The organism is Clostridium sp. (assembly GCF_018372875.1).
Lineage (GTDB): Bacteria > Bacillota > Clostridia > Clostridiales > Clostridiaceae > Clostridium.
Window position 1 is genome coordinate 1 of the sequence record NZ_JAHAIF010000103.1, and the last position, 1,421, is coordinate 1,421.

Consider the following 1,421-nt stretch of genomic DNA (forward strand, 5'->3'; position numbering starts at 1 on the left):
GAGACTCTAAATTTTACATTTAGCTAGTCGAACTTACACCTACGAATGCATATGAGTAGTGTGTTTCCTATATCTTTTTCTACTACATATTATATGTTCAGAGTTTCTCTCGATTTCAAGTGGAATTGTTGACCCTAGGATTTCCTAGCTTGCACTCTGTGAAAGTGATTCACTCCAAATCATAGATTTGGGTTCTCTACTTTTCAGCTTACGGTTGTTTTCAATCCTAGTTATCTTGGCTTTTATAAATATTTCAGTGCATGAAAAAAAGATTAATGCTCCATTACTGAAACATTAACCTTCTCAACTTCTTTAACTGCATTATTTAAGTTATGCAGTATCTATTTTTATTACCTTGATTGATTTAACTCTATTATTCTAGTATTTCTTTTTATGCAATTAATCATTTAATAATTATGCATCTATATTTATGATTCTATTTTCTTTTATAAAAATATACCATCAATAACATAATCTTTAATCTTATTAATAATTATTTATTAATTTTTTTGCTTCTTCATATTTTTCGGTAAACTGTATATCTCCATTCTTTTTACATCGTTCAATTTCTGATTCTAAAGCTTTTAAAATACGTTCTTTAGAAATTATCTTATAATCCCTAACTAATTCCTCATCATTGAATTCTGGATATTCCCAATCTAAGTAAAACTTTTTATCCTTTGTTATTCCATAAGTTAATGTTTCAATTGGTCCTAATGAATACTTATTTATAATTACAATATTACCATCTTTGTCTGGTTCAAGCGTTGGAATATCATATAAAAATCTATCCAAATTTTAGTCCTCCTTTATTTATAAGTATAATAATAATCATCATATAATCCACAACATGCATCCATACCTTCATTACCTTTCATTGCTGACTCTATAATTTGCAAATCTGATTTGCCAGGTTTACCATTAATGCCATGCTTTAATTGTTCATATGTGACACAATGTTCTTTAGCCTGATTATAAAGTTCAATATCTGATATTTTACCATTTTCATCAATATAGGATGATAACCTATTAGCATTTCTCTTCTCAACTAGAGTCTTTGCTATTTCTACATCTGAATGCCCGTCTGCCCTCATTGAATTTACTAGTTCTCTATATCCATCATTTTCTATGTGATATCGTAACCTATTCTCACGAAACTTAGCTACTACATCAGAGTCCGTCCAATCATATTTTACGAATTTTTTTAAACTTCCTGTATCATTAGGTCTATATCCATATACCGCATTACTATCTTCAACAGCATCTAATAAAACTTTGGGGCTATCAGATGGATTATTTTTATATTTAAATTTAGCTTGTCCTACCCCCTTTATAGCATTATTTATCGGATTTTCATTATGATAATCAAGAATTCTATTATTATATCTATCTAATCCTAGTTCATATTCCCAATTCTTTTG

2 protein-coding genes are annotated in these 1,421 nt (G+C 28.6%); both read right to left on the minus strand.

From position 1 onward, the window contains the following. Positions 1-486: 486 nt before the first annotated feature. Positions 487-795 carry a hypothetical protein gene (locus KIB46_RS16270; RefSeq protein ID WP_156558894.1) on the minus strand — a complete coding sequence of 103 codons (309 nt, stop codon included), beginning with the start codon at positions 793-795 and terminating at the stop codon, positions 487-489. A gap of 14 nt (positions 796-809) precedes the next feature. Beyond that, positions 810-1,421, minus strand: a 612-nt coding sequence (locus KIB46_RS16275) for a hypothetical protein (RefSeq protein ID WP_291673273.1), incomplete at its 5' end; no start/stop codon positions are given.